We start from the raw sequence: 25,031 nt of genomic DNA, 5'->3' as shown, positions 1-25,031 counted from the left end.
AATAATGGAGTGAGACAAACATGAGCTTGCAATTTAGCGTACTTGCGAGCGGGAGTACGGGAAATGCGTTTTATCTCGAAACAGAGGATCACGCATTTTTGGTGGACGCCGGTTTGAGCGGGAAAGCCATGGATGGGCTAATGGCGCAAATCGGGCGTAAGCTGGATGATGTAGACGGCATTTTTGTGACGCATGAGCATAGTGACCATATTAAGGGCCTCGGCGTGGTTGCGAGAAAGTACAAGCTTCCGATCTATGCGAATGAGAAGACATGGAAAGCGATGGAGAACCAGATCGGCAAAATAGACACCGATCAAAAGTTTGTGTTTCCGATGGAGACGGTGAAATCGTTCGGCGGACTTGATGTCGAATCGTTTGGCGTCTCCCACGACGCGGCGGAACCGATGTTTTATGTGTTCCATTATAACGGCCGGAAACTCGCATTAATGACAGATACGGGATATGTCAGCGACCGGATGAAAGGCATCATCCGCTCAGCGAATGTGTTTGTATTTGAAAGCAACCACGATGTGGGGATGCTGCAAATGGGAAGATACCCATGGAGCATTAAGCGGCGGATTCTAAGTGACGTCGGGCACGTTTCAAATGAAGATGCTGCCTTGGCGATGACTGATGTCATTGGCGACGAGACGTCTCGTATATACCTGGCGCATTTGAGCCAGGACAACAACATGAAGGAGCTGGCGAGAATGTCTGTGCAGCAGACATTGGCTTCAAAAGGATTCTTGACGGGTGAGACATTTGATTTGTATGATACCGATCCGAAGAAGGCTACTCCGCTTTGTGCTGTATAATTTTTCTATGTAAATCATGACTATTATAGGGGCTTCTAACCCACAATATAACCATATTAACGTTCTTGGAAAGGATGGAATATGGTGGATTACGATCGTGAGGAAGAACATACTACTCCTGAACAGCCAAAGAGAAGCAAAAAAGGATATTTTCTTTCTAGTCTGATTGGCGTGATTGTCGGTGCCGTATTAATGGCGTTTCTCATGCCGTACTTTTCAAATGAAGGGTTAGATACGGGTACGGGTGCCTTAGATCAGCAGCAGCAGAACAACAATGGCCGGGAATCAATCAGAACGGTGAATGTCAGTGTCAACAATGCAGTCACCAAGATTGTCAGCAATGTGTCACCTGCCGTTGTCGGTGTTGTGAACATCCAAAAATCAGATATTTGGGGAGAGAGCGGTGAGGCTGGGAGCGGATCCGGCGTTATTTATAAGAAAAATGACAACTCCGCTTATGTCGTGACCAACCATCATGTCATCGAGGGCGCTTCCCAAATTGAAATCAGCTTAAAAGACGGCTCACGTGTATCGGCTGAACTTGTCGGCAGCGATCAGCTGATGGACCTTGCTGTTTTACGGGTGAAAAGCGACAAAATCAAAGCTGTCGCCAATTTCGGAAATTCAGATAAAGTTAAATCTGGTGAGCCGGTTATCGCAATCGGGAATCCGTTAGGCCTTGAGTTTGCAGGCTCCGTCACTCAGGGTGTTATCTCGGGTACGGAGAGGGCAATTCCTGTGGATTCAAACGATGACGGACAGCCTGACTGGAACGCAGAAGTCCTGCAAACAGATGCGGCCATTAACCCTGGGAATAGCGGCGGCGCTTTGTTAAACATGGATGGGAAAGTCATTGGCATCAATTCAATGAAAATTGCCGAATCGGCGGTTGAAGGGATTGGCCTGTCGATTCCGTCTAAGCTTGTGATCCCTGTGATCGAGGATTTAGAGAAATACGGCAAAGTCAAACGCCCGTTCCTTGGCATTGAAATGAAATCGCTAAGCGACATCGCAAGCTATCATTGGGATGAAACATTGAAGCTTCCTAAGGATGTCACCAATGGAGCGGTTGTGATGGGTGTAGATGCCTTCTCACCTGCCGGAAAAGCAGGGCTGAAGGAACTGGATGTCATTACGGAATTTGACGGATACAAAGTAAATGACATTGTTGATCTGAGAAAACGACTTTATCAGAAAAAAGTCGGTGACCGGGTGAAGGTGAAGTTTTACCGCGGCGGAAAAGAAAAATCCGTTGACATTAAGCTCTCCTCCGCAGACCAATTAGGAAGTTAATCAAAACAATCTGGCACCGTTGTCAGATTGTTTTTTTATGCAAAAAACTGAACGAGGGTCACGCCCGTTCAGTTGAAAAAGGATATACCGAATATGAAGAAAAATATAAGATGGGTGTTACACGTGAAACAGCAGGCAATGCCTGTTAGCTGCAAATCCTTCCGTTTTCAGCATTGACTTTAATGTATGGTTGCTAGCTGTGATTTTAATGATGTACACATAGACGCCATTTTCTTTCTTCAATGTTGAAGATGTTACGGTGCCGTTGCATTTGTGATTGCTTTGACGGCCTTTCTGCTGCTACAGTTGATGTTGCAGGGGGAAATTCACCGTTTAACGATATACACGTCAGGCTTCCTGCGCCGGAATAATGCTGTTACTCGGCAGGCGGTTGAGAAAATTTCTTCAGCCTGTATTGTAGGCTTTGTCTGCTGATGCCAAGCTCCTGGGCAGCTTGCGAGATGTTATGGCCGTGTTTTCTTAACACGTTCTCAATCACATATTTTTCGAAGCTTTCCATTTTTTCCTTTAAGTCCGCGGCTGGTTGGTGTCTTGGTGTTTCAGGCTCTGGGAAATCAGCTGGCTTGATTTTCATGCGGTATTGATAGGGCAGATGGGAAGCCGTAATGGTTTGCTCGTCCGTCATGAAATTCATTGCGCCTTCGATCATATGCTCAAGCTCACGAATATTTCCCGGCCAGTCGTAGGATAGGAAAAATTGCTTCACATCTTCGCTGATGTGTTCGACATTCATTTGGAACAGATGGTTGTTTTTCTGGATAAATTCAGACGCAAGAAGCAAAATGTCTTCTTTCCGTTCCCGAAGCGGCGGGATGATCAGCGTCACGACGCTCAGCCTGTAATACAAGTCCTTCCGCATTCGTTCTCCCGCAATCGCATCAATCGGGTCTTCGTTCATTGTGGCAATAATACGCACGTCAATCGGCGTGTCCTTTGTTGAACCGATGCGCCTGATTTTCCGTTCTTGAAGGGCGCGCAGCAGCTTCGCCTGAAGGCTGAGATTCAGCGAGTTAATTTCATCTAACAGAAGCGTGCCGCCATGGGCTTGTTCAAACAGGCCGGGCTGATCGACAGCGCCGGTAAATGCCCCTTTTTTCGTCCCAAACAAAATGCTTTCCACAAGGCTGTCTGGCAGTGCCGCGCAGTTTTGTGAAATAAACGGGCCGCCTGAACGGTCGCTGCCATTATGGATACTTTGGGCGAACAGCTCTTTTCCCGTGCCGGTTTCGCCTGCGAGAAGGACAGATGATGACGTTCGCGTTGCCCGCTTGGCGTTTTCGATGACGTCTTGAATGGCCGGACTGGTGCCGAGAATGCTGTCAAATGTATAGGTTGTGTTGCCCTTTTTGTTCATATTCTCCCTGATCAGCCGTTCAAGCTTTGTCACATCCTTCGCAATTTCAACTGCTCCCCTGATTTTGCCGTCCTTGACGATGGGATAGGTATGATTGATCGTCGTGATTTCCTGCCCTTTATTATTGAAGTAGCTCTGTTTGACGTTTTTAATCGTTTTGCCTTCCTGAAGGGCCTGTACAAGTGTGCTGTCCTGCTGCTTTGAAAACATAAACACATCCATCAGGTTTTTATTTAGGACGTCATGCTTTTCCATATCTTCAATTTGCATCATTTTATTATTATAAACGATTGTGTTTCCGTGCTCGTCTACCACGTGCAAGCCAACATCGATTTCATCCAAAATGCTCTGAAACACTAACGTGAGGAATTCGCTGTCTTTGACCACTGTATAAACCTCCCTCGATTATTTTCTTAATATTGCTTCTATTTTATAAAAGAATGAGGAGGATATGCAAAAGAATTTTGCACTTGCAGAAATTTTTGCTCGAAATATCTGAAAGTTTTTGCACCTTTTCCACGAAATTTGTAGAAAACACACGAAATCTTGATTTGGCACAGAACTTGCATTTATAAAAAGGGAAAGCAGGATAACATGTTGAAACAGAAAACAAGGGGGAATTCAAATATGCCAGCTTTATCTAAATCCAAAGAAATCATTGATCAGACGTCTCATTATGGAGCCAACAATTACCATCCGCTCCCAATTGTAATTTCTGAAGCGCTGGGTGCTTGGGTAAAGGACCCGGAAGGCAATGAATATATGGATATGCTGAGTGCTTATTCTGCGGTAAACCAAGGACACAGACACCCGAAAATTATTCAGGCATTGAAGGATCAGGCTGATAAAATCACCCTCACATCACGCGCGTTTCACAATGATCAGCTGGGGCCTTTTTACGAAAAAACAGCTAAGCTGACGGGCAAAGAGATGATTTTGCCGATGAATACAGGAGCTGAAGCGGTTGAATCTGCCGTGAAAGCGGCAAGACGCTGGGCTTATGAAGTGAAAGGCGTAGCCGACAATCAAGCGGAAATGATCGCATGTGTCGGGAACTTCCACGGCCGGACAATGCTGGCGGTATCTCTATCTTCTGAAGAGGAATATAAAAGAGGATTCGGCCCGATGCTTCCTGGAATCAAATTAATTCCATACGGAGATGCGGAAGCGCTGCGTCAGGCAATTACGCCGAATACAGCGGCATTCTTGTTCGAACCAATTCAAGGGGAAGCGGGCATCGTCATTCCGCCTGAAGGGTTTTTACAGGAAGCGGCGGCGATTTGTAAGGAAGAGAATGTCCTGTTTATTGCGGATGAAATTCAGACGGGTCTCGGCCGTACAGGCAAAACGTTTGCCTGTGAATGGGACGGCATTGTTCCGGATATGTACATCCTAGGTAAAGCGCTTGGCGGCGGTGTGTTCCCAATCTCCTGTATTGCGGCGGACCGCGAGATCTTAGGCGTGTTTAACCCTGGTTCACATGGCTCCACATTTGGCGGAAACCCGCTTGCCTGTGCGGTGTCTATCGCCTCATTGGAAGTGCTGGAGGATGAAAAGCTGGCGGATCGTTCTCTTGAGCTTGGTGAATACTTTAAAAGCGAGCTTGAGAGCATTGACAACCCTGTCATTAAAGAAGTCCGCGGCAGAGGGCTATTTATCGGTGTGGAATTGACGGAAGCCGCACGCCCTTATTGTGAGCGTTTGAAGGAAGAAGGGCTTTTATGCAAGGAAACGCATGATACTGTCATTCGTTTTGCACCGCCATTAATCATTTCCAAAAAGGATTTGGATTGGGCGATAGAGAAAATTAAGCGCGTGCTGCAAAACGCATAAATCCGCCCCATGGCGGGATATTCACTTCGTTTGTATAAATTTACAACAGAAAAATCAGCACTCCCTATTTGCTCAGCTACAGTATTTTAGTATAATGTATCTTTATGAGAAGAAGTGAATTTTATATTAAATAGATAGAGACTCTTTGGACAGCAAACTGGGATATGCACCATGATAGATGTTCCAGCTTAGATCCAATACAAGTTGCTGAAGGGGTGCAGAATGTGAATACGAACCAAGATAACGGAAATCAGCTCCAGCGGACAATGAAATCTCGTCACTTGTTCATGATTTCATTGGGCGGAGTGATCGGAACCGGTTTCTTCCTTGGAACCGGATTTACCATTAATCAGGCGGGACCGCTCGGCGCGGTTCTGTCCTATTTAGTGGGCGGCTTTATCATGTTTTTGACCATGCTTTGCTTAGGGGAGCTGGCGGTCGCCTTTCCTGTGTCGGGGTCCTTCCAGACCTATGCGACAAAATTTATCAGCCCGGCCTTCGGGTTTGCGTTCGGCTGGCTGTACTGGCTCGGCTGGGCGGTTACATGTGCTATTGAATTCTTATCAGCGGGACAGCTGATGCAGCGTTGGTTTCCGCATGTGGAGGTCTGGATTTGGTGTCTGGTGTTTGCGGCACTGATGTTTTTACTAAATGCGATAACCGCGAAAGCCTTTGCAGAATCTGAATTTTGGTTTTCCGGGATTAAAATCTTGATTATCCTTTTATTTATTATACTCGGCGGAGCTGCCATGTTTGGCCTGATTGACCTGAAAGGCGGAGAGCAGGCACCGTTTCTGACACATTTCTATGAAGACGGATTTTTTCCGAACGGCATAAAGGCAATGCTGATTACGATGATTACCGTGAACTTTGCGTTTCAGGGGACTGAGCTGATCGGGGTTGCTGCAGGAGAAAGTGAAAACCCTGAAAAAACAATTCCGCGGTCGATTAGACAGACAGTATGGAGAACGCTTGTCTTCTTTGTTCTTTCCATCATTGTCATTGCCGGCATGATTCCGTGGAAGCAGGCTGGAGTCGTGGAAAGTCCGTTTGTTGTCGTATTTGAGCAAATTGGAATCCCGTATGCAGCAGATATCATGAACTTTGTTATATTGATTGCGCTCTTATCTGTTGCGAATTCAGGTTTATACGCATCGACACGTATCCTGTACGCGATGGCGAATGAAGGACAGGCCTTCAAAGCGCTGGGCAAAACAAATCAACGCGGTGTGCCGATGTACTCGCTAATCGTAACGATGGCTGTGGCCTGCCTGTCACTTCTGACAAAATTTGCGCAGGCTGAAACCGTATATATGGTGCTGTTATCATTGGCGGGCATGAGCGCACAGGTCGGCTGGATTACAATTTCGCTTTCCCAAATCATGTTTAGACGCAAATATATCCGTGAAGGCGGCAAGGTAGAAGATTTGAAATTTAAAACACCGCTATATCCGGTGCTGCCGATTCTCGGCCTGACGTTAAATACGGTCGTTCTCATCAGCCTAGCATTTGATCCGGAGCAGCGTATCGCGCTGTATTGCGGCGTACCGTTTATGGTCATTTGCTACATCATTTATCATGTCGTCATTAAAAAACGCCAGCAGGCAAATCGTCAGCTAGAGCTTTAAAAACGTTGTCCTCAAGTCATCTTTGTTATAACCCGCATAGGACATTATCTTATATGTTGAGGTGGAATCACAGATGGATAAAACGATTTCGGTTATTGGAATGCCAATGGATTTAGGACAAGCACGACGCGGAGTGGACATGGGCCCGAGTGCCATCCGGTACGCTCATCTGATCGAGAGGCTGTCAGACATGGGCTATACGGTTGAAGATCTCGGTGACATTCCGATCAACCGCGAAAAGATCAACAATGACGAGGAACTGAAGAACCTGAATTCCGTTTTGGCGGGAAATGAAAAGCTCGCTCAAAAGGTCAACAAAGTCATCGAAGAGAAAAAATTCCCGCTAATCCTGGGCGGCGACCACAGTATTGCGATCGGCACGCTGGCAGGCACAGCGAAGCATTACAATAATCTCGGCGTCATCTGGTATGACGCGCACGGCGACCTGAATACACTTGAAACATCACCTTCAGGCAATATTCACGGCATGCCGCTTGCCGTCAGCCTCGGCATCGGCCACGAGTCACTGGTTAACCTTGAAGGCTACGCACCTAAAATCAAACCGGAAAACGTCGTCATCATCGGCGCCCGGTCACTTGATGAAGGAGAGCGCCAGTATATTAAGGAAAGCGGCATGAAGGTGTACACGATGCACGAAATCGACCGTCTCGGCATGACTAAGGTGATCGAAGAAACCCTTGATTATTTATCAGCATGTGACGGCGTCCATCTCAGCCTTGATCTGGACGGACTTGATCCAAACGACGCACCGGGTGTCGGAACCCCTGTCGTCGGCGGCATCAGCTACCGGGAGAGCCACCTGGCTATGGAAATGCTGTATGACGCAGGCATCATCACCTCAGCTGAATTCGTTGAGGTCAACCCGATTCTTGATCACAAAAACAAGACTGGGCAAACAGCAGTAGAGCTCGTAGAATCCCTGCTAGGGAAAAAGTTGCTGTAATAAGAAAACCCCCGCATCCCGCGGGGGTTTTTCATTTATCCAATCATTTTCTCAGCGACTCTCATCTCCTGTGAATGGGTTTGATGATCCGCAATAAACCATCCTGATAAAATCACCGCTGCGACACCTGCACCAATCAGAAACTTTTTCATTTATATAACCTCCGTTCGTTTAATCAATTCTTCAATTTGTAAGGCTTCATAAAAAAAGTGGGTAGCCTCTTTGTAAAGCTCAAGTTCCCTATACCGTTCGCCAGCCAAAATGGAAAGTTCTCTTACACTGTCATACTCTTTCTCGGACAATAAGTCGTCCATATGTTGTTTGCATAAGTGAAACGTTTCCGCATGACCCCCTTCTGCATAAATGGCATATAAGATGTCTATTTTTGCTTCACATATTCTATTCGGCTTAGCAGCCAATTTTTCCTTCACATCTTGGTAATAAGATAAGGCATAATGTTTCTTTTTGATCTTAAACAGCTCTCGTATGAGCAAGTAGACAGAATGATAGTAATAGGCCGAGCGGGCATATTCTTCATTTTGAAGGGCCTCTTCTAATTTGGAGACCGCTTCTTCTGGCTTGCCGCTTTGCGCATGGAGAAGTCCAAAGTTATGCAAAAGCTGTGCTTCAAAAAAATGATCCTCTAATTCTCTCGTAATTCGAATCGCTTCGTCCAAATACGTTTGAGCTTCTTCAAACTGCCCCATCTCAGTAAAATTGCCTGACATGGTGATCAGGGCTGAAGCTAGTTTCTTTTTATAGTCTGTCTCTTCCCTAAACGTTTTGACCGCTTGCCGTGTATGATTGAGGGACACAATATTTTGCCCCAGCTTATAATAAAGCTTTCCGACCTTCAGGTGAAATTCGGCTTTCTCAATCGGATCGGGGATGTTGTCGAGATACTGCTCGGCATCTTTATAAAGCCCAATAGCAATATCGTAATTATTTTTATAGGCCTCATACATGCCTTCAAACAGAAAAAAGTAATATTTCAGCATGTCTGACGTAGCATTCATATGAGAAGGCTCCTCATGCTGAAAACCCTGGCCTCTCGCCTCGTGAAGCAAAACCTTGTGGCGCAGTTCCAATAAAGAGAAGTAGGCAAGCACCTCCTGATCCTCTTCCATGTCATCTAATAAAGGCTTCACTTCTTCAAACAAACGGGTGGACTCTTCAACTTCATGTTTCTTGATCGCAAGGTACCAATCGTTGAGAATGTTAGCGATTTCTGCGGGTGCAATTTTATTCATTCGAAACTCCTTTCTCTAGTGACTTATCAATCTTAGTTGCTTATTCTGATAGTAACACCTCTTTCTATTTTAAGTAAAATCCTCTAGTCAATATATAAAGGAGCGATGAGATGACAATCATGCTGACCCCGATGCAGACAGAAGAATTTCGGTCTTATCTCACGTATACGGCCAAGCATTACGCCGAAGAAAAGGTAAAAGCGGGAACATGGCAGCCTGAAGATGCATTGCTTCTGTCTAAGCAGACCTTTTCTACTCTTCTTCCGAAAGGTCTTGAAACACCTCATCACCATGTATGGAGCCTTACGCTGAATAAAAAGGAAAGCGTTGGCTGGCTCTGGATCCATGCTGAACCGGAGCATCCGCAGCAGGAAGCGTTTATTTATGACTTTGGGTTATATGAACCATACCGGGGCAAGGGCTATGCAAAGCAAGCATTAACAGCTTTAGAACAGATGGCAAGAAGCATGGGAATCCGAAAGCTGTCCCTCCACGTCTTTGCCCATAATCACACAGCACGGAAGCTATATGAGCGGACGGGATTTCAAGAAACGGATGTGGTGATGAGCAAGAAACTTTAACAAAAAAGGGCCTGGTAAAGGCTTTTTTTCATAGACAGCCTTCTGTAAATGAATTCTAAAAATTCTGTAAATCACCTAGTTACTTTCCTTATTTTCCTAATATAATGTGGGTGAGGAAATCACCTTTCCTACATTTACAAGAAAAGAGGAGATGTAATGAAGTTGAAGAAACGGGTTTCATTGTTATTGGTAGCGCTTACAATATGCTGCGGCCTGTTTGTTTCTCCCGTCAAAGCTGTAAAGACCACAAACTATGCTGAAGAAATCGCCGCACTGCAGCCAGGCACAACACCAGAGGAAATCATGAAGTCCGCCAGCCGGATTGCCAAACAGCAGCACGTAAAGCAAGACGTTATTCTAAAACAGTTCTATGAAGAAATCATTGCTGATAAAGCAGAAGGCGACAGGCTCGCCAAGAAAAGCGGCATGTCGATCATGGGCGGGTCGTCCGGCACGAAAAAACTCCCGACAAGCGCGAAAGGCAATATCTATTACACGAATTCCTACACAGCCTACTACAATCACGGCCACGTCGGCATGTATTCCGCCGCTGACAAGATTGTTGAATCTGTTCCGAGCGACGGCGTCAGGCAGATCGCTTATAATGCCAGAGACGTGGAAGATAACTCCATCGTACAGACAGTCAATGTCACCTCTTCAGAGAAAACATCTGCTGCCGACTGGGCGGTATCAAGAGTCGGAGACCCATACTCATTTAACTTCGTCAATAACAGAAATACCGGCCATGACGGCGCTAAAAACTGTTCAAAGCTCCTATGGTCTGCCTTTTTACTGAAAGCAAACATTGATATAGACAGTAACGGAGGCTTAGGCGTATATCCGCGCGACATCACAAGTTCTTCCTACACGACAACCATCATGACCATTTACTAAGGAGAAGGATATGAAAAAGTGGATGATCACCATTGCCATGCTTGTTCTCGCAGGAATCGCACTATTTGTCTTTATTTCTCCTCTCAAAAACCAAAAAGCCGTAAGTCAGCAGGATCTCAGAGACCCCAGTTTTCTTGATGACAAAGAAGTCCTGCTGTATTTCTCAACCTCTGCGGATCAAGATGCATTTGGCGGCGGGAAAAGCTACGCTTTGTTTAGCAGCGAGGACGGGTCGCTGTCTTCATTTAAGATGAAGGGTCTTGAGTTAGGCTCAGCCAAGGTTCACGGCGACAGTGTGATGCTGGAGGACAAAAACACGATTTACACGATTAAAGACGGCCTGCACTCCCATAAAAGAGCCTATCAGCATACAGGCGACAGCGCGGGTTTTCTGCAAAATACGAACGGCTTTTACACCCTATACAACTCCGGCTACGACAAAAAGGGAGACGGATACCGCTCAGAGCTGTACCGCCAGTTGGACGGGGAGTGGAAAAAAGACGTCATCCCCTACTACATCCGAGCCTCCGGTTCACATGACGGTACCATTTACGCACTCGTCCCGACAACTGACGAAAAAGGCTATCAGCTCCTCCAGATTCAAGCGGATCAACAGAAGCTCACCTATCACACGATAACGGAATGGCAGTATCGGGAAGGAGCCTCAATCGAATCCCAGCTTGCTGTGGACGACCAAGCGGTTTATGTTATGATTCGCGGCCAAAAGGCGCGCAATCTTTATCAAATGGTCAAATTCAACAAGAAAAGTGGAGAAGTGGAGCTTCATGACATCGCCAAATACAAAAACGACGAACAAACGATATACAGCTCCATGCCCTTCAGCTTCAAAAAAAGCTTCTTCTTTCATGATGGATACTTGTACTTCATTGACGGCTTCGGAAAGGTATACAAAATCAATGCAAAGACAGCAAAAACAAGCATCGCCTTCACTCTTTCGCCAGAAAAAATGAAAGCCGATTTTAAAGAAATCACCCAAAAAGGCAGCAGCCTCTATTTCTTCACATACACCTATAACCAGCCTGCAATCATTGAACAGTACAGCCTGAAAACCGGAAAGAAAGTAAAAGAAAAAGAAATTAGGAAGGTAAAGGATGTCGTGACGCCGAAGAGTCATTTGAAGCTGTATGATGTTGAGGTGATGAAGGGGTTGTAAGCGGAAACTATTGTCACATTATTTCTCAGGAAATACGAAAAAGAGACTTACAGGAAGTCTCTTTTTCTGTTACTTAATTTGATACATATCCTTGATAGAAAGCCGTCCAGCCGCCGTCATAGCGCGGTTCAAAATTATAAAGTTCCAATGTTCCTTTATAGCCGCCACTAGAGTAGTTGTAATAGTCAGGAATATCGTTGTAACTAGATAGTCCCCAGTAAGTCACTTTATAACCCGTGACATATTTGATATCCTGTGCCTTGACTTCCTGTGTAGAGAATTCAGCCGCAGAAGCCGGACTAGCAAAAGTGCCTCCAACACCTAGTGAAATTCCCAAAGCCAAAGTTCCAATCACAACTTTTTTAAACATTTTCTTCCCTCCCATTTTTTTGAAATCAAATAAAAGATTCAACGATTTTCATGAGATTCCTTTCGATTTAAAATTGAATCTGTGTTGAATATGTGAATTATTGTAAAATTAATGTATCAACTGGAAGATGGGTAAAGGAGGAATTACATGCGCAATAAACAAGTTATTCTTCAGGCAATCATCATCGGCCTCACCTCGGCGGTTACCGTGTTCCTGTTAAACGGAGGAAAAGCGGGCTGGTTGGACATCGTCGGAACCATTGTCGGGTGCTGGCTTGGCATCTTTATTGTCGTTAGAATGCAGAAAAAACAAACGTAAAACAGGGAAAGGGTCATGCCGAACCGAAGTCATGTGCTAGGGCGAAGAGTCCAAACACATGAATGGGAGGAATGGCGTTGACAGGAAACAAAGCGGTTGTGTACAAAGGTGAAGGAACTGTAGCGGTGGAGGATATCGGTTATCCGGATTTAATTTTGAAGGACGGACCTGGTGTTCCGAAGGCAAATGTGAATCGAAAATGTGAGCATGGAGTTATTTTGAAGGTGCTTACCACAAACATGCGGAAGCGACCAGCACATGGTGCTCGGGCATGAAATCACGGGAGAAGTCATTGAAACGGGGCGGGACGTCGAATTTATCAAAAAGGGCGACATCGTATCCGTGCCTTTCAATATTGCCTGCGGGCGCTGTGTGATGTGCAGAAAGCAAAAAACGCATGTGTGCCTGAATGATAATCCGGACCGGCCGGGATCGGCTTACGGCTACGTCGATATGGGCGGCTGGGTCGGCGGGCAGTCGGAATACGTCATGGTGCCGTACGCCGATTTTCAGCTGCTGGTCTTCCCGGATAAAGAACAGGCGCTAGAAAAGATTCTCGATTTGACGATGCTGTCCGACATTTTTCCGACCGGCTTCCACGGGGCGTGCACAGCGGGTGTGCAAACGGGATCGACCGTCTATATCGCAGGAGCGGGGCCTGTCGGCTTAGCAGCTGCACACTCCGCCCAGCTTCTCGGGGCTTCGACGGTTATTGTCGGTGATCTGAACGAAGACAGACTGGCACAGGCTAGAAGCTTCGGCTGTGAAACGGTCAACGTGCAAAAACACGACCGCCTTGGCGAGCAAATTGAACAAATACTAGGTGAACCGACCGTTGATGCCGCAGTGGACTGTGTCGGCTTTGAAGCATCCGGGCATGGCAATCAAGGAGAAGCGCCAGCCGCCGTGCTGAACTCGATCATGGGATGTCACCCAGGTCGGCGGAAATCTCGGTATTCCAGGCTTATACGTGACCGAAGATCTCGGTGCAAAGGATGCGGACGCCAAAACAGGCTCATTAAAAATCCGCTTCGGACTCGGCTGGGCCAAAGCCCATACCTTTGTCACCGGACAAACGCCCGCCATGACATACAACCGCAATTTGATGAAAGCGATCCTGAGCGGCAGAGCGCAAATCGCAAAAGCCGTCAACGCTACTGTCATTTCTCTGGACGACGCGCCAAAAGGCTACAGCGACTTCGACAAAGGCGCAGCCAAAAAATTCGTCATCGACCCGCATGGAACGCTGAAGTGAAAAGAAAAAGCCGGACGTTCAGTTGAACGCCGGCTTTATTGCTGGTAATCTGTTTCTTCAAATCGACTTCCCATTTCATCCTGTACGATGAATTCCCCTTCGATTTTGTCCAGTCCAATCAGAATATAAGGGTTTTTCTCATTTGCTTTGGAAGCAGGTTTCCGCTTCACAGTTACAATCGTTTCTTTAGGCGAGTATTTGACGCCTGACACCTCAAGCTTCTTATCCTTCTCGCTGCTTTCGAGAGAGACAATCACCATCTTTCTGCCTTCTAAAACGGTGAAGACTTGATACCCTTTTACGTCATCATGCATTTGAAGATAATTAGCGTATATTTCTAAGTCTGGACTGCCTTCACCGATTCGATCCTTCTCTAATACCCAATAAGACGGCTGACACCCAGCAAGCAACAACATGATCACAAAAAGCTAAATCCATCTAAAGCGCAAATACAGACCTCCCCAAACATCGGTTACATCCAACCTAACATACGAGCGAGATAGAGTCATCAACAGCTTGTTTGTCGAATTGTGGATAAAACTCAGCCCGAAGCACTACTAACATGTGAATAAATAGGTTATATTGGGAAGAGAATATTTGCAAAAACGCAAGAAACCATCGGAGGATTTGAACATGAAACAAACGTATTATTCCTGTGAAGAACACATCGAAACAGTGCTGGATATGTACATAGACGACCACGAGCTGCCGCCCGAAATCAGAAAAATCGAACATACTAACAGTTTATCCACAGGCTGTGAATTATGTGGAGACCCCGCAGTATATATAGTGGGGAACGAATGATCTTACACAAAATACAGAAAAGATATCCACAATTGTGGACAAAATATATGGATAACTTGTTTCTAAAGTGGGGATGACCTGTGAATATCAATATTGTGACAATTGGAAAACTAAAAGAAAAATACCTCAAGCAAGGCATTGAAGAATACACCAAACGACTTTCGGCCTACGCAAAAATCGACATTATCGAACTCCCGGACGAAAAAGCGCCGGAAAACCTAAGCAACCAGGACATGAAAATCATAAAAGACAAAGAAGGCGACCGCATCCTATCAAAAATCAGCCCCGACGCCCACGTGATTGCTCTCGCCATCGAAGGAAAAATGAAAACATCCGAAGAACTAGCCGATACAATGGATAAGCTGGCTACTTATGGAAAGAGCAAAATCACCTTCGTCATCGGCGGATCACTTGGATTGAGTGACGCGGTGATGAAGCGAGCAGATGACAAGCTGTCGTTCTCGAGGATGACATTTCCTCATCAGTTGATGCGGCTTATTCTAGTGGAGCAGATTTATCGGGCTTTTCGGATTAATCGTGGGGAGCCTTATCATAAGTAAATGAGGTTTTTGAGGCGTAAGATTTACGCTTTAGTAAGTGATAGCATATAGAGAAACTAAAAGATTTAATAAAGTATTGATGAATAGAGGAGGGAAGTTATGGGGCAAGTTGCACGAAATGCACTTAAAGGTTACACATTTCAACACTACATATTTACGCTGTTTGTAGCAAAGATGGATGTTGAAAGGAAAATCAAAAAAATTGAATCGGAAACGATTATTAGTGGAAACTTTGATGATTTATATATAGAGGCTGATGAGAATTATAGAATTCAAGTAAAAAATTACCCTAGTACTACATTGGATGACATTGTTATTACCAAAGACAGTGTTCGAATCAAAGGAAACTCTAATGACTACAATCAAGATGAGAATAATATTGTAATAATTAATACTGATCAGATTGATACAGATTCAGAGTTCATGGGTTTTCCAGCAAAAAAAGTAAACGGAATTGTGATAATACCACTAACTCCATTTGATGTACAAGATTTACTTGATGAGATGTTTAGTACTGAAAGTAGGGAAATTCAGATAATTCAGTTCGCATTTTCTTTGATAACTTCCTCAAACTTTGTGATAAATGAAGAGGAACTACCAAAAATGATAAGAATGTCTTTAGACTTAAATGACAGAACAATCTTAATTCGAGAACCATTAGAAAGCGTGGGGAAAGGTATTTTATGGATATATGGTAAGCCAGGTGTAGGCAAAAGCCATTATGTCGAAGAGTTGATTCAAAAATATAATGATGCAATAGTGTATAGGTTTTGGACTGGATCTCAAGATGAACGACTTATGAAACGGTTGCAATTTGATACGTTTTTAAATGATGTGGCACTAGGAATCCAAGGAGTTATACCATCGAAGAACTGATTCAAGAAATTATTAGACAAGAAAAAATATTGATTATTGATGGTCTAGATCATGTTGAAAATTATAATCCGAAAGAGCTTCAACTATACATAGATTTTATTAATTCATTGAAAGAAGCTCGTTTGGTTGTTTTATCAAGACCACTTTTAGCTAAAGTTAGTTGGCAACCTATGGAATTGATAAATTGGAGTTTTGACGAAACTGCATTATATTTGGCTATGGCTTACAACATCTGTGAATACAGAGTTGTTAAGGAAATCTACGAAGTTACCGATGGTTATCCGATAATCACTTATTTTATTGCTGAACATTATATAATGCATAAAGAGATTAATATTAGGCTTGAGATTGAAAACTTAAATCAATATTATGGTATTTTGCTTGAAAAAGCTAATCCAAAATCATTATTATCTATTTTTGCAACAAACAATAGTTTCTTCACAGAATCCGAGCTTAGAACTATTCTTAACGAATCTTTCGTGGTAGACGCAGTCATGGACTTTATTGAAGTACATCCATACTTGTTTAAAAGGACAATGAATAGGATTTCTTTAATTCATGATAGTTTTAATACATACTTGAGGTATCAACTAGAAAGTTATCCAGAATTAAAAGGCAGAGTGAATCAGTTTGTACAGAGTAGTTTATTGAGTGGAGATATTAATTTCATGTCAAGATTGTCTTCATTTGAACTTAGTGAAGATTTCTATAATGAACTATTATGGATGTATAGCGAGGTTGATAATTTTTCAGCTCTACTTGAAAGAACTTTAGATTATAATTCAATAACCTCATTTTACAACCAGCTACAGAAGTTATTAGAGCAACGAGAAGGAGTACTAGATCTATATCATTATTATTCATTTGCTTTGGTTTATCAAATGGCTAATCGTAATGACTTAATTGGATATGATGGTTTGGTGTATCAAATTCTTATATATATGAATGATCATTTAACTATAGAGGAAGAGATATTCAGTACTGGTGTTTTATGGAATATTTTTATCCTTTTAAAGTTGAAGGATGAAGCATCATATAAAAGGTATTTAGCAGATAGAATGTATGATCCAAATCAAATAAATGAACTATATGAGAAATTGAATGATGAACATTGTTACTTTGAAAAACGGAAAGAAAAGCCGAACTACAAAGAAACATTAGAAAAGTTACAAGAAAATGATATATTCGAATTTGGTAAACAAGATATCTTAATAAGACATATGGTAAAAGTCTGGGTTCACCAAGATAAAGAGGATATCTATTATAAAATACTAGATGAATTCTTGAATAACGATGAAAACATAGCAACATATCGATTAAGGAAAATTGTCGAAGAGAATGGTATTAAGGGTAGATGGTCAGCCAGGATACTATCATCTGTTAAATACCAACTCAATGAGATAGGTGAATTAGGAGAAAAGAATTTCTTTTATGGTAAATCTTTGAGCGATATTATAAGGAATAGTGCTCCAAATGGATCTTTTGAAACAGTAGAGTACGCACAATCCTTTATAAGGTTAGCCAATCATGAAAAGAGACAGATTGATATTTATTCAGTTAATCGAGTGTGGGCAATGTATTACAATCGAAAAGATTACAGTGTTTATACTCTAGATAGTGCATTAACAGTATTTGAGAAATTTGGTTTTTTAGAAGATTTAAAGTCGATTGAAATACTAAGAAAAGTAATGAATCAAAGTGAAAAAGGGATTAGGCATCTACTTGGAAGCTATATAAATCTGAAAGATGATTCACTTATAAATAAATTAGGTCAAATTGGTGCATTTAATGATAGTGATTTTCCGGTAGATATATTCGATTTAACACCCGAGAAAATAAATTGCCTTGATGTTAAGCACGTTGATCAAAGAATATATAAAATGCTTTCATATCATAATTATGGAAAAACCATTGAATACAGAAATATACTAAATCCATTGCGAAGTAAGTACTTTAATCGTGTTCTTGACGCTATAGATTACTATGGTTACAAAATATTCGGGCTGATTGATGATGAAGAAATTGAGGAAATGATTACTGAAAAAGGAATAGAAATACTAAAGCAAGTAAAAGAAGAAGACAGCTATATCCCATTTAAACATGGATGTATTCATGAAGCAGACATAGAGTATATACATGAAAACCAAATCGGATATCTTGAAGTATCAAGATACTCTGATGGGTGGCATTCCTGTTTACCGTTTGTAGATTTATATTCTCTTTATAACTTGGATGAAATCAGAATGTCCCACTTAAAGATAATACATAATGCAATGTTTGCTAGAGTATCAGATAGAGAATACATTGGTAATTGGAATTTGTTGATTGGTAATATACCACGATTTCTTGAACAATACGAGATTGATATCGACTGGAATAAAATGTACGAAATTCTAAAGTGGTTTCTAAGAGAATCATTGATTTACGATGTAGATGTAAATAATCAGTTATAATGATTCTATGAAGTCAATAATAAAAACGAGTTTATAAATACGCTCCTTAGCCTTAATGGCCCCTCTCTATTCGTAAGCTTTTTATAATAAAAAATATTATTTTGGAGATAAAAACATGATATGGAAAATTGCGGTAGGAGTACTAATAAGTGAATATCCCACAACATAATGGTGTAAATAAAGCTAAAATAAAACAAAAACATAAAATACCTGCAAAATTTTTTGATATGGATGATACTAACTTTGTACTTGTTGACTCCTCTCTTTGGAATCAGATTGGAAATGATTTAAATACATATACAGAACTACTCGATATTTTTGATGAGGTAGGGCAACATACATCTGAACGAATTAGAAGAGAATACTTCGGATTGTAAGAGGCGGATAAAAACCGCTTCTCTTTTTACTTATTCTATAAATAAACGAATCCATCAAGATATTCCTTGTTTTGGATACCCATCCATTGCCTCCATTCTTCTTTAGTTCATATTTATATACATTTATTGGAAATGGTTTATTTTTAAGAAGGTGTCGCACTAAATAGATCTGGAAAACGCAAAAAAGAGCCCAGAGAAAAATCATCTCTGAACCCTAAACGTTCCTCACTTCATATACCGATACTCCCGCAAACTCTCCAAAATCGCAACTTCCTGCAGCAGTTCCTCACCAACATTCGTTTCCTTCACTTTCTTCCGCTCAAGCTCTTTGTCCACTAATCGTTTGACCGTTAAGACATCGGTTCCGGTGCTTAGGACTTCTGCCTTGGAGTTGAAGTGTTTATGGGCGACGAGCTGCATGCCGTAGGAGTTGTATAGCAGCGTGTAGCCGGCGATACCTGTTGTGGATTGGTAGGCTTTGGAGAAGCCGCCGTCGATGACGATCATTTTTCCGTTTGCTTTGATTGGGTCTTCTCCTTCGATTTCTTTTACGGGTGTATGGCCGTTGATGATATGGCCATGATCTGGATTGAGGCCGAATTCAGCCAGGATGTTTCGGCAGGTTGCCTCGTCTTCGCGTAAATAGTAATACGGGTTTTTCTTCTCTTTATGCGTTTCCTTCTCTTTAATGAAATACCGCTCAAATGTCGTCATGGCGCGTTTTCCGAAGAGGGAGGAGTACTCACCTGTCCATAAATACCATGCCATATCTGTCGCCAGGTCATCGGTTTCTTCCGGGTGGGCAAACGCTTCCCGCATGAATCGTTCAAATACATCGAGCAGCTCACGGCCCGCATAGGCTTTGTCCTCAATCATCATTGTTTCCATATTGCCGTTTTCATCGACAGGAATACAGCCGTGAATTAACAGGTTGCCGTTATATTTTAAATAAAGGCTGCCTTTTTTCATCATAAACTTCATATGGCGGCCCAGCTTTTCAGAATGCTGAACGGAGAATAGCAGCTTGTCCATGACTTCTGCTTCTTCTTCTAATAGCTCATCAGGCTGTTCTGGATTAATCGTCGCAAAGCAGGTGTTTTCCAGTTGATATGTTTTTCCGTGCAGCGTGATTTCGTTTTTGTCGTAATCTATTTTCTCTAATAATAGCCGTTCTTCCATATTAAAGTTTGGCCGTCTCTTGATAATCGGGCTCTCAAGCTTGAATTGGATTATGGCAATCGCTTGATGGATTTTTGTGATTTGCTTAATCTCATCCACTGGCCTGTTTTCGTCTGCTTTCGGACGGAATGCTGGATTATCGTCGTAATATTTTTCGGCAAGGTTCAGCAGCGGTCTCAGGTTGATGCCGTACACGTCTTCAATAATATCCAGGTTGTCGTAGCGGGCACAGATGCGGATAATATTGGCCAAGCACACTTTGGAACCGGCATAGGCGCCGATCCAAAGGACATCGTGATTTCCCCACTGAATATCGACAGAATGATAGTTGATCAGTTCTTCCATAATTCTATCCGGCTGCGGTCCGCGGTCGTAAATATCGCCGACCACATGCAGATGGTCGACCACCAATCGCTGAATGCTGTAAGCAAGACCGGTGATCAGCTTATCGGCTTGGCCAAGCTCAATGATCTGATCAATGATTTCGGAGTAATATTGCTCCTTATTGCCAGCTTGTTCTGTTTTGTATAGCAGCTCCTCCGTAATATAAGCAAACTGGGCTGGCAGTGCTTTGCGCAGTTTGGAGCGGGTATACTTCGAGGAGCAATAAGAAACAAGCCTAATCATTCGGTTAATCGTTTCTTTATACCACTCGTTTAACGCATCTTTCGCATCAAAATCATGTTTGATTAACTTCAGTTTGTCTTCCGGATAATAGACCAATGCTGCTAATTCATCAATTTCTCTATCGTAAATGACACCGCTGAAAATGTCGCGTATCTTCTCTTTGACTCGTCCTGAACCATTTCGCAGCACGTGCTGGAATGCCTGATACTCCCCGTGCAAATCACTGACAAAATGCTCGGTGCCTTTTGGCAGGTTCAGTATCGCTTTCAAATTAATGATTTCCGTTACCACTTTTTCTTCACAATCGTATTTTTGTGCGAGTAGATCTAGGTACTTGCTTTCCAAAACCGTCCATCCCCTTTTTAGAATAAACCCCTATTTATGAGCATGTGCATGATAAGTTGAAATGAAAAGTATGACATTATTTTTCATCATTGGACCTTTATATGATAGTACCGCATAACTGCTTTTATAGACAATTGAAATGAGTGAAAGAGGAGCAGAGATGAGCGTTAAGAAAAGTGGAAAACAGGAGAGAAAGCAAGAGAGCTCAAAAAAAGCTCCTTACACTTGTTAATTTGCATTATTAATATAGTGATAACAATCATTTGTTTACCCTAATCACTGCTTGATTATCTAAGAGTGGGAGTAATTGTTGTCTTTGTTTCTATCTACTTGAAGACCTGTATACCTGTTGTAGTCTATTAATGATGTTTTGATTCGGAAGTGAGACATGACTTTTAATCTTTATGATATAGGTTTCAGTGGATCTATATCAATGGCGAATGAGTGATATATCCTAGAATCAGAAAAAATATTCTGATTTTTTAGTCTAATGTGTTGACTCATATTGGACTATATGGAATAATTGGATTATATTAGTAGAGAAGGAGGGGATATTATGAAAAAGGAAAACACAAACAATGAGCCTGTAAAAAACTTAGAGTTTAAGGGTCTATTAGACGAATCACAGAAGTTAGCAAAAGTGAATGACCTTTGGTACTTTGTGAAATCAAAAGAAAATCGCTGGATTCTTGGAAGTGGTCATTAATTAGGGGGTATAAAGGAGAGTTTAACTCTCCTTTACCATTTTTCGGGGGGGGTTAATCATGTATGACAAAACAGTATCAATCAATTTAGATTCTAAGTGTAATGCGTCTTGTGATCATTGTTGTTTTTCTAGTTCGCCAACTTCTACAATTAAGATGGAAAAGGATTATATAAGAGACTTAGTTACTGAATTTGCAAAAAATAAAACCATTCAAGTGATTTCATTTACAGGCGGGGAAATTTTTTTAGATTATATATTTTTAAAAGAACTAATGGAAATCATTAAACCATATGAAAAACAAATAACGTTGATTTCTAATGGGTTTTGGGGTGTCAGCAGGAAAAGGGTTCAAGAATACTTTTATGATATGAATTCGTTAAATGTCGTAGCCTTAACTATAAGTTATGATGAGTACCATGCTCCATTTGTTAAATCGTCCAGTATTAAAAACATATTAGAACATAGCAGGAAATACCCTGATATCGACATTTCTCTTAATATGGCAGTTACTAAAGACAAGATGTCAAACCACATTTTGGAGGATTTGGGTGATTCAATCTTAGGTGTAAAGATTACAAAATTTCCAATGATATCAGTTGGTGCTGCCAGAACTAGGATTAGACAAGAAAATATACATAAGTTTTACAATCTTGATGATGAGGATTCCTTATATTGTCCCGGATATGAGATTGTATATCATCATGACGGAGAGATTTATCCGTGTTGTTCACCCGCTATTTTTGAAACAAAAATAACCTTAAGAGAAGAGTATAATCAGAATTTTGAAAGAACAGTGGAAAAGTTAAATTCAAATTTGCTATTATTTATTCTTAGGAAAGAAGGATTCAAATGGTTCTTGGATATTTTAAAAGAAAACAATAAAATAGAGGAATTTGATATCCCTTATGAATTTTCTTCGATTTGTGGTGTTTGTGGTTCTCTATTCAACTCCGCGGAAAAAATAAACTACTTTTATCCTCACATGGAAAAATATTATTATGAAAATTTTGAAGTATGAAGATGAAAAATATGAAGTGATTGTACAAAAAAACGTTTTTATAAAAGATAAAACAAGTGGAGATTATTATAAGAAAAACTTAGATTCTCTTACAGATGAACAATTATCATACTTTAAAACTTATAAAGAAAAAGTGTCATCAAAGTTTTTTTACCTGTTCTTATCTTTTACGGCTACAATGTTTCTGTTGAATTATATTCATTTGATAAAATTGCAAAATGAGTTAACGACTGTAGTATTTGGATGGAAAATGTGGATAATTATAGCTATTTATTTTATAATGAATATAGTGCTTCATGAAATGGGACATATTTATTCTTTAAAATTTTTTGGGAAAAACTTTGATAAAGTTGGATTTAAACTGAACTTTTATGTGTTCCCTGCTTTTTATGTCCAATTGAATGAAACCTATATGCTATCCAGAAATGAAAAGATAATCGTCCATTTATTCGGCTTGTTTATTAATTATTTTATAATTAATATTCTTGAAATAATAAATCTATTTACAATTTCCAGTGAATTCTTAACGATGGCATTTATGCTATTCTCATCTACTTTACTATGGAACTTAGTGCCAATATTGAATTCTGATGGTTACAAAATTCTTTTGGCTTTTCTTAGCTTAGACGAATATAGCCGCTTTAAAACAAATCATTGGTTAGTGCTTACTATTCAAATTATAGGAGTTGGCCTTGCGGTAAATTCCGTTGTACATTGGATATTATATATTATAAAATAGAGTAAAAGATCTCCAATTTAATCATTTAAAAGCATTTTGTACAGCACCGAATCGGAAACGAAAGAGGTACTCAAATTGAAAACAATTGTAATTAAATCAAATGATAGAAGCTTTTCATTACTGTGCAAATATTTCATAGGAGTATGCATATGAACATAGCAAATTATACGTTAAAAGTGAAAGGTAAGACGTTACTTCAGGATACAGACTTACAGTTTTCGTCTGGAAAAATGAATCATATCGTCGGAAAAAATGGAGTCGGTAAATCACAGCTTGCTAAAGATTTTTTGTTGAATACTAGTAAACGAATTGATAGAGATATTCGTCAAAATGTTTCTTTAATTTCCAGCTCGTCAAATATACCTCATGATGTTTCTAAGGACTTTTTAATAAACTTTTTAAGCGAAAAGTTTGATTCAGAAAAGATAAATAGGATTGGACATTTACTTAATCTTGATAATATTGACGGTAAAGTTCTTATCAAAAATTTGAGTGATGGGCAAAAGCAAAAATTGAAATTGCTTAGCTTTTTACTAGAGGATAAAAATATTATTATTTTAGATGAAATAACGAATTCATTAGACAAAAAAACAGTTATAGAAATTCATGGCTTCCTAAAAAAATACATAAAAGAGAACCCGGAGAAGATAATCATTAATATCACACACGATTTGTCTGATTTAAAGGCGATAGAAGGGGATTATTATATGTTTAATCACCAAGAAATCAAACAATATCATTCAGTGGATAAATTGATTGAAGTGTATATAAATGAGTAATAAAACAGTGGGGGCTTAAGATGAAATTAGAGTTTAAAAAGAGTATAAGCAACAAGGTTTTCATTATTTTAGGATCTATGTTCGTGTTTTTATTTTTACTGGGTTATTTTTTACTGGTAGGAATTGATAAAGTCAGCCATGTCACACCTGAGATGTTTTTCTTTAGCTCCTATACCGTTGCGACCCAGTTTGGTTTGATGTTATTTTCATTTGTTATCGCTTTCTTTATTAATAGAGAGTATACAAATAAAAATATTCTCTTTTACAAACTCATAGGGGAAAACATCTATACCTTCTTTTATAAGAAGATAGCTGTTTTATTTTTGGAATGTTTTGCGTTTATCGCGATTGGTCTGCTCATCATTTCGTTGATGTACCATGATTTTTCCCATTTTGCATTATTGCTCTTTTTATTTTCTGCCGTTATATTGCAGTATATTTTAATTATTGGAACTATAAGTATGTTATGTTCGAATATATTAACTAGTATAGGTGTTAGTATCGTTTATTGGATTACTTCAGTTATTTTAGTAGCAATAAGCAATAAAACGTTTGGTTTTATTGCTCCTTTTGAGGCAGGTAACACGATGTATCACCGAATAGAAAACGTGCTGCAGTCTGATCATATGACACTTGGTAATCATGATATTTTATATATTATATTATATTTAATTTCAATCATGATAATAAACGTAATTGTACTTCGCTTTTCTAAAACGAGATGGGTCAAAATGGGCATTTAACAAAAAGGAAGCTACTTCACGTTGAAGTAGCTTTTTTTGTGCGATAAGATGACGTGCTGTGATGGAGTTATGTTA

General features: G+C 40.9%; 26 protein-coding genes and 1 pseudogene. 21 read left to right on the top strand and 6 right to left on the bottom strand.

What is annotated here, in order from left to right; translation table 11 throughout:
* The first annotated feature begins 20 nt into the window (after positions 1 to 20).
* The 3 genes from Q3W56_RS09050 to Q3W56_RS09040 all read left to right on the top strand — a co-directional run bounded on the left by Q3W56_RS09050 (position 21) and on the right by Q3W56_RS09040 (position 2,257).
* Positions 21 to 815: an MBL fold metallo-hydrolase gene (locus Q3W56_RS09050; protein WP_268388252.1), complete on the top strand. Its 795-nt coding sequence runs from the start codon at positions 21 to 23 to the stop codon at positions 813 to 815.
* 81 nt (positions 816 to 896) lie between these two features.
* The gene (gene htrC, locus Q3W56_RS09045) at positions 897 to 2,108 is read left to right on the top strand and encodes a serine protease HtrC (RefSeq protein ID WP_029317156.1); all 1,212 of its coding nucleotides are present in this window, start codon (positions 897 to 899) and stop codon (positions 2,106 to 2,108) included.
* Positions 2,109 to 2,134: 26 nt separating this feature from the next.
* On the top strand, positions 2,135 to 2,257 hold the full coding sequence (locus Q3W56_RS09040; protein ID WP_302895279.1) for a hypothetical protein: 123 nt from the start codon (positions 2,135 to 2,137) through the stop codon (positions 2,255 to 2,257).
* 227 nt (positions 2,258 to 2,484) lie between these two features.
* Here Q3W56_RS09040 and rocR read toward each other — a convergent pair whose 3' ends face one another.
* Positions 2,485 to 3,870 (bottom strand): arginine utilization regulatory protein RocR, encoded by a 1,386-nt coding sequence (gene rocR / locus Q3W56_RS09035; RefSeq protein ID WP_302895226.1) that lies wholly within the window; start codon positions 3,868 to 3,870, stop codon positions 2,485 to 2,487.
* A gap of 240 nt (positions 3,871 to 4,110) precedes the next feature.
* Here rocR and rocD point away from each other — a divergent pair, with 240 nt between their 5' ends.
* The 3 genes from rocD to rocF all read left to right on the top strand — a co-directional run bounded on the left by rocD (position 4,111) and on the right by rocF (position 7,908).
* Complete coding sequence (gene rocD, locus Q3W56_RS09030; RefSeq protein WP_302895225.1) at positions 4,111 to 5,316, top strand: ornithine aminotransferase; 1,206 nt, start codon at positions 4,111 to 4,113, stop codon at positions 5,314 to 5,316.
* Between the two features lie 224 nt (positions 5,317 to 5,540).
* Positions 5,541 to 6,944: an amino acid permease gene (locus Q3W56_RS09025; RefSeq protein ID WP_019716333.1), complete on the top strand. Its 1,404-nt coding sequence runs from the start codon at positions 5,541 to 5,543 to the stop codon at positions 6,942 to 6,944.
* A gap of 73 nt (positions 6,945 to 7,017) precedes the next feature.
* Positions 7,018 to 7,908: an arginase gene (rocF, locus tag Q3W56_RS09020; protein WP_019716332.1), complete on the top strand. Its 891-nt coding sequence runs from the start codon at positions 7,018 to 7,020 to the stop codon at positions 7,906 to 7,908.
* Positions 7,909 to 7,943: 35 nt separating this feature from the next.
* Here the strand turns inward: rocF and Q3W56_RS09015 are convergent, their stop codons facing one another.
* Together Q3W56_RS09015 and rapG are read right to left on the bottom strand one after the other, a co-directional pair.
* Positions 7,944 to 8,060 carry a Phr family secreted Rap phosphatase inhibitor gene (locus Q3W56_RS09015; RefSeq protein ID WP_302895224.1) on the bottom strand — a complete coding sequence of 39 codons (117 nt, stop codon included), beginning with the start codon at positions 8,058 to 8,060 and terminating at the stop codon, positions 7,944 to 7,946.
* A complete protein-coding gene (gene rapG, locus Q3W56_RS09010; protein WP_302895223.1) occupies positions 8,061 to 9,158 on the bottom strand; it encodes a response regulator aspartate phosphatase RapG in 1,098 nt (365 codons plus the stop codon).
* A gap of 110 nt (positions 9,159 to 9,268) precedes the next feature.
* On the opposite strand from rapG, the gene Q3W56_RS09005 reads away from it, so the two are divergent.
* The 3 genes from Q3W56_RS09005 to Q3W56_RS08995 all read left to right on the top strand — a co-directional run bounded on the left by Q3W56_RS09005 (position 9,269) and on the right by Q3W56_RS08995 (position 11,807).
* On the top strand, positions 9,269 to 9,739 hold the full coding sequence (locus Q3W56_RS09005; protein WP_302895222.1) for a GNAT family N-acetyltransferase: 471 nt from the start codon (positions 9,269 to 9,271) through the stop codon (positions 9,737 to 9,739).
* Positions 9,740 to 9,895: 156 nt separating this feature from the next.
* Positions 9,896 to 10,633, top strand: coding sequence for a YiiX/YebB-like N1pC/P60 family cysteine hydrolase (locus Q3W56_RS09000; protein ID WP_302895221.1), 738 nt, complete (start codon positions 9,896 to 9,898; stop codon positions 10,631 to 10,633).
* 10 nt (positions 10,634 to 10,643) lie between these two features.
* A complete protein-coding gene (locus Q3W56_RS08995) occupies positions 10,644 to 11,807 on the top strand; it encodes a hypothetical protein (protein WP_302895220.1) in 1,164 nt (387 codons plus the stop codon).
* Between the two features lie 73 nt (positions 11,808 to 11,880).
* On the opposite strand, the gene Q3W56_RS08990 is transcribed toward Q3W56_RS08995, so the two are convergent.
* Positions 11,881 to 12,177, bottom strand: a complete 297-nt coding sequence (locus Q3W56_RS08990; RefSeq protein WP_019716327.1) for a hypothetical protein — start codon at positions 12,175 to 12,177, stop codon at positions 11,881 to 11,883.
* Between the two features lie 147 nt (positions 12,178 to 12,324).
* On the opposite strand from Q3W56_RS08990, the gene Q3W56_RS08985 reads away from it, so the two are divergent.
* Positions 12,325 to 12,495: a hypothetical protein gene (locus Q3W56_RS08985; protein ID WP_302895219.1), complete on the top strand. Its 171-nt coding sequence runs from the start codon at positions 12,325 to 12,327 to the stop codon at positions 12,493 to 12,495.
* 62 nt (positions 12,496 to 12,557) lie between these two features.
* Positions 12,558 to 13,750: pseudogene (gene fdhA / locus Q3W56_RS08980) on the top strand (formaldehyde dehydrogenase, glutathione-independent).
* A gap of 35 nt (positions 13,751 to 13,785) precedes the next feature.
* On the opposite strand, the gene Q3W56_RS08975 reads toward fdhA, so the two are convergent.
* Complete coding sequence (locus Q3W56_RS08975; protein WP_302895278.1) at positions 13,786 to 14,166, bottom strand: hypothetical protein; 381 nt, start codon at positions 14,164 to 14,166, stop codon at positions 13,786 to 13,788.
* A 217-nt stretch (positions 14,167 to 14,383) separates the two neighbouring features.
* Here Q3W56_RS08975 and Q3W56_RS08970 point away from each other — a divergent pair, with 217 nt between their 5' ends.
* The 5 genes from Q3W56_RS08970 to Q3W56_RS08950 all read left to right on the top strand — a co-directional run bounded on the left by Q3W56_RS08970 (position 14,384) and on the right by Q3W56_RS08950 (position 18,820).
* The gene (locus Q3W56_RS08970) at positions 14,384 to 14,554 is read left to right on the top strand and encodes a CxxH/CxxC protein (RefSeq protein ID WP_080344249.1); all 171 of its coding nucleotides are present in this window, start codon (positions 14,384 to 14,386) and stop codon (positions 14,552 to 14,554) included.
* Positions 14,555 to 14,634: 80 nt separating this feature from the next.
* Positions 14,635 to 15,114: a 23S rRNA (pseudouridine(1915)-N(3))-methyltransferase RlmH gene (rlmH, locus tag Q3W56_RS08965; protein ID WP_302895218.1), complete on the top strand. Its 480-nt coding sequence runs from the start codon at positions 14,635 to 14,637 to the stop codon at positions 15,112 to 15,114.
* Between the two features lie 99 nt (positions 15,115 to 15,213).
* Complete coding sequence (locus Q3W56_RS08960) at positions 15,214 to 15,990, top strand: P-loop NTPase family protein (protein WP_302895217.1); 777 nt, start codon at positions 15,214 to 15,216, stop codon at positions 15,988 to 15,990.
* Positions 15,991 to 16,019: 29 nt separating this feature from the next.
* Entirely contained in the window at positions 16,020 to 18,443 is a 2,424-nt protein-coding gene (locus tag Q3W56_RS08955) for a hypothetical protein (RefSeq protein WP_302895216.1), read from the top strand.
* A 149-nt stretch (positions 18,444 to 18,592) separates the two neighbouring features.
* Positions 18,593 to 18,820 carry a TdeIII family type II restriction endonuclease gene (locus Q3W56_RS08950; protein ID WP_302895215.1) on the top strand — a complete coding sequence of 76 codons (228 nt, stop codon included), beginning with the start codon at positions 18,593 to 18,595 and terminating at the stop codon, positions 18,818 to 18,820.
* A 225-nt stretch (positions 18,821 to 19,045) separates the two neighbouring features.
* Here Q3W56_RS08950 and fbp read toward each other — a convergent pair whose 3' ends face one another.
* The gene (gene fbp, locus Q3W56_RS08945; RefSeq protein WP_302895214.1) at positions 19,046 to 20,971 is read right to left on the bottom strand and encodes a fructose-1,6-bisphosphatase; all 1,926 of its coding nucleotides are present in this window, start codon (positions 20,969 to 20,971) and stop codon (positions 19,046 to 19,048) included.
* Between the two features lie 556 nt (positions 20,972 to 21,527).
* Here fbp and Q3W56_RS08940 point away from each other — a divergent pair.
* From Q3W56_RS08940 to Q3W56_RS08920, 5 genes are all read left to right on the top strand, one after another.
* Positions 21,528 to 21,677, top strand: a complete 150-nt coding sequence (locus Q3W56_RS08940; RefSeq protein ID WP_014115819.1) for an epipeptide YydF family RiPP — start codon at positions 21,528 to 21,530, stop codon at positions 21,675 to 21,677.
* A 58-nt stretch (positions 21,678 to 21,735) separates the two neighbouring features.
* Complete coding sequence (locus Q3W56_RS08935; protein ID WP_302895213.1) at positions 21,736 to 22,695, top strand: YydG family radical SAM peptide epimerase; 960 nt, start codon at positions 21,736 to 21,738, stop codon at positions 22,693 to 22,695.
* Entirely contained in the window at positions 22,676 to 23,434 is a 759-nt protein-coding gene (locus tag Q3W56_RS08930) for a peptidase (protein ID WP_302895212.1), read from the top strand. Before Q3W56_RS08935 ends, Q3W56_RS08930 begins: the two co-directional genes overlap by 20 nt.
* A gap of 149 nt (positions 23,435 to 23,583) precedes the next feature.
* A complete protein-coding gene (locus Q3W56_RS08925; protein ID WP_302895211.1) occupies positions 23,584 to 24,213 on the top strand; it encodes an ATP-binding cassette domain-containing protein in 630 nt (209 codons plus the stop codon).
* 20 nt (positions 24,214 to 24,233) lie between these two features.
* Positions 24,234 to 24,956, top strand: a complete 723-nt coding sequence (locus Q3W56_RS08920; RefSeq protein ID WP_268401284.1) for a peptide ABC transporter permease — start codon at positions 24,234 to 24,236, stop codon at positions 24,954 to 24,956.
* Positions 24,957 to 25,031: the final 75 nt, after the last annotated feature.

Origin of the sequence: Bacillus sp. C28GYM-DRY-1 (genome assembly GCF_030519405.1) — a bacterium.
GTDB classification, from domain to species: Bacteria; Bacillota; Bacilli; order Bacillales; family Bacillaceae; genus Bacillus; species Bacillus spizizenii_A.
Note: the sequence above shows the minus strand (reverse complement) of the source record. Positions and strands in the feature narration are given on the sequence as shown.

Coding starts and splice junctions, on each gene's coding strand:
- Q3W56_RS08995 (WP_302895220.1), top strand. CDS start 10,644: ATGAAAAAGTGGATGATCACCATTGCCATGCTTGTTCTCGCAGGAATC.
- Q3W56_RS08975 (WP_302895278.1), bottom strand. CDS start 14,166: ATGTTGTTGCTTGCTGGGTGTCAGCCGTCTTATTGGGTATTAGAGAAG.
- Q3W56_RS09000 (WP_302895221.1), top strand. CDS start 9,896: ATGAAGTTGAAGAAACGGGTTTCATTGTTATTGGTAGCGCTTACAATA.
- Q3W56_RS08930 (WP_302895212.1), top strand. CDS start 22,676: ATGAAAATTTTGAAGTATGAAGATGAAAAATATGAAGTGATTGTACAA.
- Q3W56_RS08985 (WP_302895219.1), top strand. CDS start 12,325: ATGCGCAATAAACAAGTTATTCTTCAGGCAATCATCATCGGCCTCACC.
- Q3W56_RS08920 (WP_268401284.1), top strand. CDS start 24,234: ATGAAATTAGAGTTTAAAAAGAGTATAAGCAACAAGGTTTTCATTATT.
- Q3W56_RS08940 (WP_014115819.1), top strand. CDS start 21,528: ATGAAAAAGGAAAACACAAACAATGAGCCTGTAAAAAACTTAGAGTTT.
- Q3W56_RS09005 (WP_302895222.1), top strand. CDS start 9,269: ATGACAATCATGCTGACCCCGATGCAGACAGAAGAATTTCGGTCTTAT.
- htrC (WP_029317156.1), top strand. CDS start 897: ATGGTGGATTACGATCGTGAGGAAGAACATACTACTCCTGAACAGCCA.
- Q3W56_RS08960 (WP_302895217.1), top strand. CDS start 15,214: ATGGGGCAAGTTGCACGAAATGCACTTAAAGGTTACACATTTCAACAC.
- Q3W56_RS09050 (WP_268388252.1), top strand. CDS start 21: ATGAGCTTGCAATTTAGCGTACTTGCGAGCGGGAGTACGGGAAATGCG.
- Q3W56_RS09015 (WP_302895224.1), bottom strand. CDS start 8,060: ATGAAAAAGTTTCTGATTGGTGCAGGTGTCGCAGCGGTGATTTTATCA.
- rapG (WP_302895223.1), bottom strand. CDS start 9,158: ATGAATAAAATTGCACCCGCAGAAATCGCTAACATTCTCAACGATTGG.
- rocD (WP_302895225.1), top strand. CDS start 4,111: ATGCCAGCTTTATCTAAATCCAAAGAAATCATTGATCAGACGTCTCAT.
- Q3W56_RS08925 (WP_302895211.1), top strand. CDS start 23,584: ATGAACATAGCAAATTATACGTTAAAAGTGAAAGGTAAGACGTTACTT.
- Q3W56_RS08990 (WP_019716327.1), bottom strand. CDS start 12,177: ATGTTTAAAAAAGTTGTGATTGGAACTTTGGCTTTGGGAATTTCACTA.
- Q3W56_RS08970 (WP_080344249.1), top strand. CDS start 14,384: ATGAAACAAACGTATTATTCCTGTGAAGAACACATCGAAACAGTGCTG.
- rocF (WP_019716332.1), top strand. CDS start 7,018: ATGGATAAAACGATTTCGGTTATTGGAATGCCAATGGATTTAGGACAA.
- Q3W56_RS08935 (WP_302895213.1), top strand. CDS start 21,736: ATGTATGACAAAACAGTATCAATCAATTTAGATTCTAAGTGTAATGCG.